We start from the raw sequence: 12,651 nt of genomic DNA, 5'->3' as shown, positions 1-12,651 counted from the left end.
CCCTGTGGGAGCTGGCTTGCCAGCGATGGGGCCCTCAATCACATCCGAGAAACTATTCGACCACCAGCCGCGCCAGACGCTGACGGAGCATGCGGTTCTCGGCCCGCAGTTCCTGCACTTCTTCCAGCAGGTCCAGCGCCAGGGCGACGCCTTCCCATTCCAGATCCAGGTCGCGCCGCAGCTTGGCGGCGCGTTTGGCCAGGGCCAGTTCGTAATCGGTGAAGCGCCATTCCCTGGGCTGCGCGCCCTGAGGTTCGAGGATGCCGTGTTCGACGATTTCGATCACGTAGACGTCCGACAGGTCGGCCGCCTCACAGAATTCTGCCATGTCCAGTTGAACGATCAGGGGGCTGCTCATGATGGGCTACTCCGTCGTCAGTATCAGAAGTTCTCTCGCGGATTGAAGGCGGCCTTCTTCGCCAATTCCTGCCACAGCGCCTTGACGTCATCGCCGTTGGCTTTGGGCATTACAGCCTTGAGCTGGACGAACAGATAACCGCGTTCGCCGGCCTTGTTCTGCAGGCCGTGACCCTTGGCGCGCATGCGCTGGCCGTTCTGGCTGCCGGCCGGAACCTTGAGATTGATCTTGCCGGTCAGGGTCGGCACGGCCACTTCGGCGCCCAGCGCCAGCTCCCACGGTGCCAGCGGCAAGGTGATGATCAGGTTTTCGCCTTCAACGTCGAATTTCGGGTGCGGCGCGAAACGGATGGTCAGGTACAGATCGCCATTGGCGCCGCCACCGATGCCCGGTGCGCCCTGGCCCTTGAGGCGAATGCGCTCGCCGTCGGTCACGCCCGCCGGGATCTTCACGTTCAGGCTCTTGCTGGTGTTGCTGACGTGCTGGCCCGAACCGTTGTATTGCGGCACCTGGAAGCTGATCTTTTTCGATTCGTTCGAAAGCGTCTCTTCCAGAAAGATCGGCAGTTCCAGTTCCACGTCTTGCCCTCGCCGTCCGGCGCTGCGGGATTGCCGGCCAGCGCCGCCACCGAAACCGGGGCCGCGATTGCCGAAGATCGAACTGAAGAAGTCCGAGAAGTCACCGGTGTCGCCACCGCCGCCGCCAAAACCGCCACGGCTCTGCCAGCCCGGCGGGCCCTGGAACGGCTGACCGTGCTGGCCGTAGCGGCGCAGGTCGTCGTATTCGGCGCGTTTGTCGGCGCTTTTCAGTGCTTCATAGGCTTCCGAGGCGTCCTTGAACTTGGCCTCGGCGTCCTTTTCCTTGCTGACATCGGGGTGGTATTTGCGCGCCAGCTTGCGATAGGCAGCCTTGATCGCCTTGTCGTCAGCCGTCGGCTCCACGCCGAGTATCTTGTAATAGTCTTTGAAGTCCATCGAAGGAATCACCATCCGTTATCGATTTCGCGCCGATGCCAGCATGCGCCGATTCGCGCAAGGCCGGTTGACCGATCTCAAGGTTGTGACCGGGTGGCGCAGCAGAAGTTTATCGGCAGCGGACGGCGGTTCTTGCGACCGCCGGTATGTCTGCCGGCCCATGCCAGCAAGTTTGGGGCAAAGCGGCGAGTTTCAAGCAAGCTTAGTCGTGAAATAGCAGATGACCGGCCTTCGAATCTGTCGCGCACTGACATACACTGCGCGGCCGTTTTTTTGACCGGAACCGAAAGACCATGAAAGACGCCTCTCCAGCCCGTGCCTGCGGCATCGACTTCGGCACGTCCAACTCCACCGTCGGCTGGCTGCGCCCCGGCATGGAAACGATGATCGCGCTGGAAGACGACAAGATCACCCTGCCGTCGGTGGTCTTCTTCAACATCGAGGAGCGCCGCCCGGTTTACGGCCGTCTGGCGCTGCACGAGTACCTGGAAGGCTACGAAGGCCGGCTGATGCGCTCGCTCAAGAGCCTGCTCGGTTCCAAGCTGATCAAGCACGACACCAGCGTCCTCGGCACGGCGATGCCGTTCAAGGACTTGCTCGGGCTGTTCATCGGCCAGCTCAAGAGCCGCGCGGAAACTGCCGCCGGTCGTGAGTTCGAGCAAGTGGTGCTGGGCCGCCCGGTGTTCTTCGTCGACGACGATCCGCTGGCCGACCAGGAAGCCGAAGACACCCTGGTGGAAGTGGCGCGCAAACTCGGTTTCAAGGATGTGTCGTTCCAGTACGAGCCGATCGCTGCGGCCTTCGACTACGAGTCGACCATCGAGAAGGAAGAGCTGGTACTGATCGTCGACATCGGCGGTGGTACGTCGGACTTCTCGCTGGTACGCCTGTCGCCCGAGCGTCGCGGTGTCGATAACCGTCACGACGACATTCTCGCCACCGGCGGCGTGCACATCGGCGGGACCGACTTCGACAAACAGCTGAGCCTGCAAGGCCTGATGCCGTTGTTCGGCTACGGTAGCCGTATGAAAAGCGGCGCGTTCATGCCGACCAGCCACCACATGAACCTGGCGACCTGGCACACCATCAACTCGGTGTACTCGCAGAAATCGACTCTGGCCCTTGGCAGCATGCGCTACGACATCGAGGACACCGGCGGCATCGACCGTCTGTTCAAGCTGATCGAACAGCGCGCCGGGCACTGGCTGGCGATGGAAGTGGAAGAAACCAAGATCCAGCTGACCCACAACGACAGCCGTCACGTGCCGCTGGATCGCATCGAGTCAGGCCTGAGCGTGGAACTGACCCGGGCGTTGTTCGAGTCGGCCATCGAGTCGCAGCTCGAGCGCGTGCGTGGCAGCGTCACCCAATTGCTGGCGGACGCCAACGTAGCGGTGGGTCAGGTCGATACGGTGTTCTTCACCGGTGGTTCGAGCGGTATTCCGGCGTTGCGCAACAGCGTCTCGGCGATGCTGCCGAACGCGCGGCATGTGGAAGGGAACATTTTTGGCAGCATCGGCAGCGGTCTGGCGATCGAGGCCATGAAACGTTATGGCTCGGTGAACTGATCCAGTTTCTGCGGCGCTGCCAATCGCGAGCAAGCTCGCTCCCACAGGATCACACTGAACCTGTGGGAGCGAGCTTGCTCGCGAAGTGGGCCTTTCTGACGCTACAAGGCCTGGATCAAACCATCCCGCCCAGCTTCAACTCACTCTTCAGATACGCGTAATAAATCGGCCCCGCCACCACCCCCGGCAGGCCGAACGCGGCCTCGAACACCAGCATTGCCAGCAGCAACTCCCAGGACTTGGCACTGATCTGTCCACCGACGATGCGCGCGTTGAGAAAGTATTCCAGCTTGTGGATAAAGATCAGGTAACCCAGCGCCGCAATCGCCACCCAGATCGACAGCGACAGTCCGACGATGGTGATCAGCGTGTTCGACATCAGGTTGCCGATCACCGGCAACAGGCCGAGCAGGAAGGTCAGGACGATCAGGGTCTTGGTCAGCGGCAGCTTGATCCCGAACAGCGGCAGGACCACGGCCAGGAAGATCCCGGTGAAAAAGGTATTGAGCAGGGAAATCTTGATCTGTGCGAAGACGATGTTGCGAAATGCCTGGACCAGCAGGTGCAGACGATCGAACAGCGCGGCCGCCAGCGGTTTTCGCTTGGTGACGTCGGGCACGCGCTGCAAGGCGATGATCGCGCCCAGCACCATGCCGATCAGCAGCGTCACGAACATGTGCGCCGCGTCTTTGCCCACCAGTTGCAGTTCGGACAAATGCTTGCTCGCCCATTCACCGATGGCCACCCGGAACTCGGCAGCGCTGGCCGGCAGGTAGGCGTCGATGAACGGCGGCAACTGCCCGCGCGCGCGGTCGACCACGCCCATGAATTTGTCGAGGGAAGCGCCAGGATTTTCCGCTTCATGCAGCAGGAAACTGATGGCGCCGGCGAAGATCAGTGTCAGCACACTCACCACCAGCGTGCCCAGCAGCGCCACCGCCAGCCAGCGCGCGCGGCGGCCTTCGATCAGCCGTTGCAGTTGGGGTGTGAGCATGTTGACGAGTTCGAACACCAGCAAGCCGGCCAGCAGACTGGGCAGCAGGCGTAATGGCAACACCAGCAACAGACCGCCGAAAATGATGATGCAACTGACCCAGAACACTACATGACGCTCAGAAAACGTTGGCATACAGCCTCAAAACGAACGGCGTAAAAGGATTGGCAGTCTGCCAGCGATCCGAGGTGAGCACTAGGGATATGCGGGCAGACCTTTCGGGCCTCATCGCTGGCAAGCCAGCTCCCACAAGTTAAGAATCGAACACAAATGCTGTGAACAGCCTCACTCCCTGTGGGAGCGGGCTTGCCCGCGATGGGGCCAGCACACTCACCACAAAGCTCCGGCGTCTATTTTTTCTTCAGGCAGTCACTCATGAAGGTCTTGCGCGCATCGCCGGTCAGCGCCTTGGTCTTGGCGTCGGCATTACAGGTTTTCATCTTTTCCTGCTGCGGGGTCAGGGCCTTGGCGTCGTTGGCAGCCGGGGCTGCCTTGAGGCAGGTGCTCATGAAGGCTTTGCGCTCGTCGCCCTTGAGGCTCTTGGCCGTGGCGTCGGCGTTGCAGGTGGTCATCTTGTTCTGTTGCGCCGTGGCGGCGAAACCCTGGGAGCACAGCAGCAGACCGATCATCAACAAAGGGACACGCAGCATCTTCATGGAGTTTTCTCCTTGGCGCCGCCTCGATGGAGGCGGCCTCCGGCTGAGTGTAGTCAAAGCTTGTTACACCTTCCTGCCCTCAAGATGGCTGCGCCGGTATTGCTCCGGGGTACACCCGGCCTGTCGGGCAAACATGGCGATGAAGGCCGAGCCGCTGCTGTAACCAAGGTCGAAGGCGATTTCCTGAACGCTGTGCGCACTTTCCAACGCCTCGATGGCCGCGAGATAACGCAGGCGCTGACGCCATTCGCCAAAACTCATCCCCAGTTCCCGCACAAACTGCCGGGCCAGGGTGCGCTCGCTGACATGCACCTGCGCCGCCCAGTGAGCCAGCGGCTCGTTGTTGCCGGGCTCGGCCTGCAGGGTTTCGAGAATGGTCAGCAAACCGGGGCTACTGGCGTAGGGCAAATAGCACTGATGAACGGGTGCCTGGCGCAATTGATCCACCAACACCTGGGCCAGGCGCTGGTCGGCTTCGAACGCGGGGATCTTCACATCACGGGCGGCGAAGTCCTTGAGGATCGCCTTGAGAATGTCGCTGATCGCCAGGGTGCAGGCCTGCGCCGGCAAATCGGAACAGACATCCGGCGCCAGACACACCGCCCGATAATTGACCGGCTGATGACTGTAGAAACTGTGCTCGACCTGCGGCGGCACCCACACCGCGTATTGCGGCGGCGACATGAAACGACTGCCGTCGACATCCATGTGCAGCACGCCGTGGGCCGCGTACTCCAGCGTGCCCCACGGATGTCGGTGCGGCGCGGCGTATTCATGGGCATTGAAGTCGGCATAGCGGAAATACACCGCCGACGGCAATTCGCTGAAATCCAGCAGATCGATGTGTTTACTGTTCATGCTGTCCGGAATCAGGTGCGGGTTGTCCGGTTCGCAGTATAGGCCTGTATCCAGACAGGGGATAATCACCGCTCATCAACGTACTGGTTTCTCCTCCCATGCAATACGCGTTTCCCCTGCTGGCGATTTTCATCTGGGCCGGCAATACCGTGATCAACAAGCTAGCGGTCGGTGCGATCTTTCCCGCCGAGATCGGCTTCTACCGCTGGCTGCTCGCCGGCCTGCTGTTCACGCCGTTCATGCTCAAGAAGGTGATCGCACACTGGCCGCAGATCCGCCCGAACCTGGGCAAGATTTTCATCCTCGGCGTGCTCGGCATGGCGGTCTATCAGAGCCTGGCCTACTTCGCGGCGACCATGACCAGCGCCACCAACATGGGCATCATCCTGTCGCTGATGCCATTGATGTCACTGGCCATGGCAATCATCAGCCTCGGCCAGCGCCTGACCGCCGGCGCGCTGGTCGGTGCGGTGCTGTCGTTCGCCGGTGTGCTGGTGGTGGTGTCGTCCGGCAGCCTCGGCGCACTGCTGCAACACGGGGTGAACCTGGGTGACGCGATGATGCTGATCGCCACCCTCGCCTACGCCATCTACAGCACCCTGCTGAAAAAATGGCAGCTGCGTTTGCCGCCGCTGGTGTTGCTGTATCTGCAGGTGCTGGTGGCAGTGGTGGTGCTGTTTCCGCTGTACGCGACTTCACCGAAAACCGGCCTGACCCTGCAGAACATTCCGCTGGTGCTGTATGCGTGCCTGCTGGCTTCGATGCTCGCGCCGCTGGCGTGGATGCAGGCCGTACAGCGCCTGGGTCCGAGCCGGACCACGCTGTTCTTCAACCTGCTGCCGTTGATAACGGCGCTGATTGCCGCGGTGGTGCTGAAGGAACAACTGGCGATGTATCACCTGGTCGGTGGCTTGCTGACGCTGGGCGGGGTGATTCTTTCCGAGCGCTGGACCACAGTGCTGGGCCGCAAACTCAGCGTCGCCTGATCTGGCCTCTTCGCTGGCAAGCCAGCTCCCACAGAGTTGGAGTCGAGCACAGATCTTGTGCACACCTGAATCATTGTGGGAGCTGGCTTGCCAGCGATGAACGATAACGTGGTCTGACTGTTAGACCCCGGCAGCCTTGAGGCGCGCCGCATGCTCGACGAACAGCCGCACCGGATCCGCGCCTTTGCCGACCAGTCCCAGCGACTGGTTGACGATGTCGAAGTGATCCATCGGGTAGTCATCGCCGATGACCGTGCCCAGGTGCGAGCTGTAGCGTCCGACCATGCCGTCGCATTGTCCCGGCTCACGCACGAAGGTCTTGGCGAACAACCGGCAACTGCGATTGGTGCCGTCGAACAGGTTGCCGCCACGGTCGGTCTTGCCCGGCTGCAAAGTGCCGGACCACGAGTAATAACGCACGCCGTTGACCTCTTCCGGCCCGTGCCCGCCCCAGGTTTGCGGCAGGCCCTGTGGATAACGCTGATTGAACAGCGCCACGCCTTCGGTGGTCAGGGAGTTGTGCGAAGCGTGGATATCCACCGGCAGTTTCGGTCCGTGGTAACCGGTTTCCAGCAGCGCCATCAGCCAACCGACAAAGCGTAACAGCGCTTCCAGAATGCGACCCTTGGCGCTGTCCGCCGGATAGTGTTTCGCCAGATAGTCGGCCAGTTCCGAACCATGATTGGGCCCGGCCACCGACGTGACCGAAGCCACCAGATCCGGACGTTTGGCCGCCGCGTATCGCGCCGTCAGCGAGCCTTGGCTATGGCCAAACAGATTGACCTTGGCCGCGCCTGTTTCACGCAGGATTTCATCGATGCGCGTCAGCAATTGCTCGCCGCGCACTTCGGTGGAATTGAGCGGCGACACCTGCACCGCAATCACCGTCGCACCACCACGGCGCAACGCCTTGATGATCCCGTACCAGTACGGGTACAGCACCAGACGGATGAAACCGAGCATTCCCGGCACCAGCACCAGTGGATAACGTGTGGCCGAATCTTGCGACATGGGCAAACATCCTTGTGGTCGGTGAGTGGATGCAGGGCGTGCAAAACGCCCGCCAAGCATCCTCCTCGATGATGACAACTCCACGACCAGCCTACTTCAGCCCCACCACCCCCGCCACAATCAGCCCCACCGACAGCAATTTCACCAGCGTCAGGCTCTCGCCCAGCAGGGCAAAACCGAGAAACACCGTGCCGAGCGAGCCGATGGCGGTCCAGATCGGGTAGGCGATACTTACCGGCAACTCGCGCATCGCCAGAGTCAGGAAGTACACCCCGCCCACCGCCGCGACCACGGTGATCAGCGAGGGCCAGAGCCGGGTGAAACCCTCGGCGTACTTCATGCCCATGGCGAAGGTGACCTCGAACCCGGCCGCGATCAGCAGAAACAGCCAGGCCACCTAGAACGCCCGGGCCAGGTCGAGCAGGCGCTGCTCGGCCTCGGCCACCGACACCGCGAAGGTGCGCTCGGCGGATTCCTCGCCCTCGGCGGCGACCACCGTGACGTCGTTGATGCCGATAAAACCCAATGCCGTGCGCAACCATGGATCAGCGTGGTTCAACGCCTCCAGCTCGCCACCGGGGCCGAATCCGAAACCGCCGCGACTGGTGACGATCAGCGCCTTCTTGCCGTGCAACAGCGGCGTGTACTGGGCGATGCCGTTGTCCAGGGTGTGGTCGAACGTCAGGCCCAATCGCACGATCTGATCGACCCAGGCCTTGAGGCCGCTGGGCACGTTGAAGTTGTACATCGGCGTGGAAATCAGCAGCAGGTCGTGATCGAACAACTCGCCCACCAGTTGATCGCTGAGCGCCAGATCGGCCTGCATCGTCAGCGGCCGTGCTCCAGGCTCCGGGTAAAACGCCGCTGCGACAAACGCTTCATTCACCGCCGGAATCAACGCCCGCCCGACTTCACGGCGGGTGACCTGAGCCTGTGGATGACGGACTTGCCAGGCGCTGAGAAAACTTTCCGCCAGACGCCGCGAATGGGAACGCTCACCGCGTGGGCTGGCATGGATCGCAAGAATCTTGCTCATCTGAATCTCCTTGGGACTAGACTTGAGTGACGGTGTGGCGCCATATTGCAGGCATCACGTCATCGCCTCAAATGAGCAAAAATCAGTTTGGATGAATTTATTTCATCCGTGGAGTTTTCATGTTTGCTGCCTTGCCCCTGACCGCCCTGCGCGCATTCGAATCCGCCTCACGCCTGTTGAGCTTCAAGGCGGCCGCCGAAGAACTGGCGGTGACGCCGACGGCGATTTCCCATCAGATCCGCTCGCTGGAAGACTGGCTCGGCGTGGCGCTGTTCGAACGCCTGCCGCGACAGGTGCGCCTGACCGAGGGTGGCGAGCGACTGTTCCGCAGCCTGCACGGCGCATTTCTGGAGGTGGCGCAAAGCGTCGACACCCTGCGCCCGCAACGCAGTGGCAGCAGCCTGACGCTGTCGACCACCGCCGCGTTCGCCGCGCTGTGGCTGGTGCCACGACTGGGGCGGTTTTACGCAAAACACCCGAACATCAATGTGCGGCTGGACACCCATTGCGAAGTGATCGACCTGCATCAGGACGCCAGCGTCGATCTGGTGCTGCGCTACAGCCTCGACGATTACCCGAACCTCTACGGGCTGTGCCTGTTCGATGAGTCGTTCGGCGTGTACGGCTCGCCGGAACAAGTGGCGCTGGCCGCCCGTCGGACCCCGGCGCTGATCAGCGTGCGCTGGCACAACTCCAAGCTCTACGCCCACGGCTGGGAAGCGTGGTGCGCGCAGTCGGGCGAGAACTGGTTGAATCAGCACCCGGCCGTCCGCGAATACGACGAAGAGCATTACGCCCTGCAAGCGGCCATCGCCGGACAGGGGCTGGTGCTGGCGAGCAATATTCTGGTGTCGGAGAGCGTCGCCAGCGGTCTGCTGGTGCCGTACAAGGGCGAGGTGCAGGTCGACGGCGCCGGTTACAGCGCGCTTTGCGTACCGGGCCGTGAGCGGCATCCACCGGTGAAGGCGTTTTTTGCCTGGCTGCGCGAAGAGGCTCAGCTTTCCGGGCATGTCCCGCGCTGAATCCGACAAAACTTTTTGCAGCGTTCATCACTCACAACCTGGTAACGATCACGTCAGCAGAACGTGACGCCAATCGGATTAGCCTCCAGGAGACTGAAATGAGTGACCTGCATTTGTCTGATGTTCAAACCCTGCGCGAGCGCGCACGCCTGCATGTGGAAAATGGCGCGGTGACCGAAAGCTACAGCGCCAACCGTGAAGAAGTGCTGCGCCTGCTCAACGAATCGCTGGCCACTGAACTGGTCTGCGTCCTGCGCTACAAGCGCCACTACTTCATGGCCAACGGCCTGAAAGCCAACGTCGCGGCCAACGAGTTCCTGGAACATGCCACTCAGGAAGCCGAACACGCCGACCGTCTCGCCGAGCGCATCGTGCAACTGGGCGGCGAGCCCGAGTTCAACCCTGACCTGCTGTCGAAGATGTCCCACGCGCAATACGTGGCCGGCAACACCTTGAAGGAAATGGTTTACGAAGACCTGGTGGCCGAGCGGATCGCCATCGACAGCTACCGCGAGATCATCCAGTACATCGGCGAAAAGGATCCGACCACCCGCCGGATCTTCGAAGACATCCTGGCTCAGGAAGAAGAGCATGCCGATGACATGGCCGACATCCTGAAAGACCTCTGAGCCCCGCTAACCCCGCTGACCCCGACGACCGATCGTTCCCACGCTCTGCGTGGGAATGCATCCCGGGACGCTCCGCGTCCCAAGAGCGGACGCAGAGCGTCCATGGCGGCATTCCCACGCGGAGCGTGGGAACGATCTGACGCTACAAAATCATTTGGTGGGTTTGACAGTCACCGGCGCCTTGCCCGCCTTCATCTGCTCCAGCAATGGCGCGCACTGGTTCGGCTCGCCACCGCTCGGCGCCACCAGCGCCAACAGGCCCGCCGCCGGCGCGGCGATCACCCCCAGCGCCACCATCCCCGCCCCGCGCAGAATCAGCGGCACCGCTTTCACCCCGGCATCCGGCTTGATGAACTTGCCGCGCACGTACAGCGGCGAACGCAGGGAAATCAAACGCCAGCCCTTGGATTCCGGCGTCACCGTCAGATCCAGTTGCTCGGTGGCCATGTTCGCCGTGCCGTCGATGTAGATGATTGCGTTCTCGGTGTCGAACACAAACAGCCGCGTGCTCGCCAGGCCGGTCTTGATGTCGAAGTCCGCCGCCGCGCAGTTGATCTTCACTTCCTTGTCGCCAAAGATCTTGCCGACCACATAGTTGCCGACGTTGAGCCCGGCCAGTTCCATCAACTCGCGACTGATGGCGCCGTCGTTGATCAGCATCTTCAGGTTGCCGTTGGCGCCACCCAGCAGTTTGGCCACCGAGTTGCCGCGACCGGCGATATCGGCATCGCCGTTGAGCTCGCCGAAACTGGTCTTCATCGGTTCGAAGGTCGGGAACAGTTGTTTGAGCTTGAACTTGCGTGCGGTCAGTTTCGCCCGGCCTTCCAGCGGCTCGGTGCGACCGTTGAGGCGAATCTGCGCATCGAGATTGCCACCGGCCACGCCAAAGCGCAGCGGCTCCAGGCTCAGTTCGCCGTCGTTGAGTTTCAGGTGGGTATAGAGGTCGGTGAACGGCAGTTCTTCGCTGTGGACGATGCGTTTGCCGGTGAATTCGACGTCGGCGTCCATGTCGCGCCAGCGCTCGGTCTTGAATTCTTCCACCGGCAACACCTTGTCCGTCGGCTGCTTGCTCTCGCCGCCACGGGCCTTCTGCTTGGCATTGGAGTCAGCACCGATCAGCGGCGCGAGGTCGGCGAACAGCAGTTGATTGGACAGCAGCGCGCCACTCAGCTTGGGCCGTGGCTGGCTGGCGACGTAAGCCAGATCGCCATGAATGTCGCTGCTGCCGATCTTGCCGTTGAACTGCTCATAGCGGAATTGCGCACCACCCGGCTCGTGCAGTTTGGCGATCAAGTGGCCGTCGGTGGCGTACGGCGGGGTGTCCGGCAGGGTCACGCCGGTCAGCGGATACAGATTGCCGAGGCTGGCACCCGCCAGTTTCAGGCGCAGATCGAGGGCGCCGAGATTCAGCGGATCGGTCAGGGTGCCGGCGAGTTCGACGCTGGTATCGCCGATCTTCGCCTGGGCCTGCAACGGGAACGGTTTAGCCGCATCCTGCAAGGCCAGCAGGCCGCCGATCTTGCCTTGACCTGCGAGTTTCTGGCCGTGGTACTGGCCGGTGACTTTCAGGCCGAAGGCGTAATCCTGCGGTGCACCGCCCTTGTCCTGTGCGGTTTTCGCGGCTTTGTCGCCGACGATGTCGCTGAACGGAATCGGCTTGCCCAGCGGATCGATCAGCAGGTCGAGGCTGGTCTTGAGGGTCTGGTCATCCAGAGTGACGTGCCCCTTGTCGAAACCGATGGCGCCGATGTCGACCACCCAGTTCGAGGGCTCGGCATCGGGATCCTTGGGATCGAACTTGAAGGTCCAGTTGGCGCGGCCGTCGGCCAGACGCTGCAATTGCGCGTTGGGTTCGGTCAGGTCGATGCGCGGGATCGTCACCCGTTGCGCCAGCAAGGCCAGTGGCGAAATGCGCAGCTCGACCCGTTTGAGGGTGACCATTTGCGGCTGCTTCGACCAGTCCGGATTGCCCAGCGTCAGGTCTTCGGCCACCACGTGCGGCCACGGCACCCAGGCGCGCCAGCCGCCCTCGTCGAGTTCACGCCGCCAGACCACGGACAGGTTGCCGTTGATGGCGAACGGTCGGTGCAATTCTTCCGAGACTTTGGCGTTGAGCGGCGGTTTGATCCGGTTCCAGTCGAAGAACACGATGATCAGCACCAGCACCGCCAGAAGCAGCACGAGGGTGGCGAAGGTCCAGGCGAAGATTTTACGCGTGCGCGTCATTGCACAAAGCTCCTGAAGACGACTGCATCCATTGGCACGACGCAGCTGAAACGGCGGGCCGTGATGGCCCTCATGAAATCTGTGACTGACAAACAGCCCGCAGGTTTAATCCAAAGCCCCATCGAGGGCAAAAAACGGTCGCCATCCTGACCGATCGGTCGATTCGGCGTTACCGGACCCGCACTTTTGCGGGGCGCGAGTGGGTGGAAAATACCCACCGCTGTGCAAAACCGCCCGCCTGAAACGCGCGAGCTAGAGCCTCCCAAGCGAACAATCAATTCTGTTGATTATTACCATTGTGTTTATGAACTTTTATATCGACTTATCGAGAGT

The 12,651-nt window shown here is 61.8% G+C and carries 13 protein-coding genes; 4 read left to right on the top strand and 9 right to left on the bottom strand.

What is annotated here, in order from left to right; translation table 11 throughout:
• Positions 1-52 precede the first annotated feature (52 nt).
• Both IHQ43_RS03055 and IHQ43_RS03050 read right to left on the bottom strand, forming a co-directional pair.
• Complete coding sequence (locus tag IHQ43_RS03055) at positions 53-358, bottom strand: chaperone modulator CbpM (RefSeq protein ID WP_007950609.1); 306 nt, start codon at positions 356-358, stop codon at positions 53-55.
• A 23-nt stretch (positions 359-381) separates the two neighbouring features.
• Positions 382-1,332: a DnaJ C-terminal domain-containing protein gene (locus tag IHQ43_RS03050; RefSeq protein WP_007950610.1), complete on the bottom strand. Its 951-nt coding sequence runs from the start codon at positions 1,330-1,332 to the stop codon at positions 382-384.
• A 293-nt stretch (positions 1,333-1,625) separates the two neighbouring features.
• On the opposite strand from IHQ43_RS03050, the gene IHQ43_RS03045 reads away from it, so the two are divergent.
• Positions 1,626-2,900, top strand: coding sequence for an Hsp70 family protein (locus IHQ43_RS03045; protein WP_192563319.1), 1,275 nt, complete (start codon positions 1,626-1,628; stop codon positions 2,898-2,900).
• Positions 2,901-3,015: 115 nt separating this feature from the next.
• On the opposite strand, the gene IHQ43_RS03040 is transcribed toward IHQ43_RS03045, so the two are convergent.
• The 3 genes from IHQ43_RS03040 to IHQ43_RS03030 all read right to left on the bottom strand — a co-directional run bounded on the left by IHQ43_RS03040 (position 3,016) and on the right by IHQ43_RS03030 (position 5,408).
• Positions 3,016-4,029 (bottom strand): AI-2E family transporter, encoded by a 1,014-nt coding sequence (locus IHQ43_RS03040; RefSeq protein ID WP_011332225.1) that lies wholly within the window; start codon positions 4,027-4,029, stop codon positions 3,016-3,018.
• A gap of 215 nt (positions 4,030-4,244) precedes the next feature.
• Positions 4,245-4,550: a PsiF family protein gene (locus IHQ43_RS03035; protein ID WP_064379136.1), complete on the bottom strand. Its 306-nt coding sequence runs from the start codon at positions 4,548-4,550 to the stop codon at positions 4,245-4,247.
• Positions 4,551-4,613: 63 nt separating this feature from the next.
• Positions 4,614-5,408, bottom strand: coding sequence for an AraC family transcriptional regulator (locus IHQ43_RS03030; RefSeq protein ID WP_192563318.1), 795 nt, complete (start codon positions 5,406-5,408; stop codon positions 4,614-4,616).
• Positions 5,409-5,506: 98 nt separating this feature from the next.
• Here IHQ43_RS03030 and IHQ43_RS03025 point away from each other — a divergent pair, with 98 nt between their 5' ends.
• Positions 5,507-6,394 carry a DMT family transporter gene (locus tag IHQ43_RS03025; protein ID WP_192563317.1) on the top strand — a complete coding sequence of 296 codons (888 nt, stop codon included), beginning with the start codon at positions 5,507-5,509 and terminating at the stop codon, positions 6,392-6,394.
• A 120-nt stretch (positions 6,395-6,514) separates the two neighbouring features.
• Here the strand turns inward: IHQ43_RS03025 and IHQ43_RS03020 are convergent, their stop codons facing one another.
• From IHQ43_RS03020 to IHQ43_RS03010, 3 genes are all read right to left on the bottom strand, one after another.
• Positions 6,515-7,405 carry an esterase/lipase family protein gene (locus IHQ43_RS03020; protein WP_192563316.1) on the bottom strand — a complete coding sequence of 297 codons (891 nt, stop codon included), beginning with the start codon at positions 7,403-7,405 and terminating at the stop codon, positions 6,515-6,517.
• 91 nt (positions 7,406-7,496) lie between these two features.
• On the bottom strand, positions 7,497-7,802 hold the full coding sequence (locus IHQ43_RS03015) for a DMT family transporter (RefSeq protein ID WP_011332220.1): 306 nt from the start codon (positions 7,800-7,802) through the stop codon (positions 7,497-7,499).
• A complete protein-coding gene (locus IHQ43_RS03010; RefSeq protein WP_192563315.1) occupies positions 7,803-8,441 on the bottom strand; it encodes an FMN-dependent NADH-azoreductase in 639 nt (212 codons plus the stop codon).
• Positions 8,442-8,560: 119 nt separating this feature from the next.
• Here IHQ43_RS03010 and IHQ43_RS03005 point away from each other — a divergent pair, with 119 nt between their 5' ends.
• Positions 8,561-9,463, top strand: coding sequence for a LysR substrate-binding domain-containing protein (locus IHQ43_RS03005; protein ID WP_007950621.1), 903 nt, complete (start codon positions 8,561-8,563; stop codon positions 9,461-9,463).
• Positions 9,464-9,561: 98 nt separating this feature from the next.
• The gene (locus tag IHQ43_RS03000) at positions 9,562-10,092 is read left to right on the top strand and encodes a ferritin-like domain-containing protein (RefSeq protein WP_064593148.1); all 531 of its coding nucleotides are present in this window, start codon (positions 9,562-9,564) and stop codon (positions 10,090-10,092) included.
• A 150-nt stretch (positions 10,093-10,242) separates the two neighbouring features.
• Here the strand turns inward: IHQ43_RS03000 and IHQ43_RS02995 are convergent, their stop codons facing one another.
• A complete protein-coding gene (locus IHQ43_RS02995) occupies positions 10,243-12,318 on the bottom strand; it encodes an AsmA family protein (RefSeq protein ID WP_192563314.1) in 2,076 nt (691 codons plus the stop codon).
• Positions 12,319-12,651 lie beyond the last annotated feature (333 nt).

The sequence above is a fragment of the Pseudomonas gozinkensis genome (assembly GCF_014863585.1).
GTDB classification, from domain to species: domain Bacteria; phylum Pseudomonadota; class Gammaproteobacteria; order Pseudomonadales; family Pseudomonadaceae; genus Aquipseudomonas; species Aquipseudomonas gozinkensis.
The sequence above is the reverse complement of the archived record's forward strand: the minus strand, read 5'-3'. Positions and strand labels throughout refer to the sequence as shown.